Origin of the sequence: Streptococcus sp. HMSC063B03, assembly GCF_001836965.1 — a bacterium.
In the GTDB taxonomy this organism is placed as follows: domain Bacteria; phylum Bacillota; class Bacilli; order Lactobacillales; family Streptococcaceae; genus Streptococcus; species Streptococcus pneumoniae_F.
This window is the reverse complement of sequence record NZ_KV831030.1, coordinates 23,764-24,108: the sequence shown is the minus strand read 5'-3', so window position 1 is coordinate 24,108 and position 345 is coordinate 23,764. Positions and strand designations below refer to the sequence as shown.

At 51.9% G+C, this 345-nt stretch carries 1 protein-coding gene; it reads left to right on the top strand.

Annotation, left to right across the window (positions count from 1 at the left end; genetic code table 11):
- The coding region (locus HMPREF2628_RS10905) for a hypothetical protein (protein WP_180364274.1) at nt 1-345 on the top strand (345 nt) is incomplete at both ends.

The window sequence follows — 345 nt, the reverse complement described above, 5'->3', positions numbered from 1 at the left end:
AACCGACTTATACAGAACCCGTTAGCACCCAAGGTACACAAGAGTCAGGTCATGAAGGCGAATCCCTAGTCCAAGCAGAGCAGCCGTCTTATACAGCCCCAATTAGCACTCAAGGTACACAAGAGTCGGGTCATGAGGGTGAGGCCCTGGTTCAACCAGCACAACCAACGTACACAGCCCCAATTAGTACTCAAGGTACACAAGAGTCAGATCATGAGGGCGAGGCTCTAGTTCAACCAACGCAACCGGCCTACACAGCCCCAATCAGTACTCAAGGTACACAAGAGTCAGGTCATGAAGGCGAGGCTCTAGTTCAACCAGCACAACCAACGTACACAGCCCCAA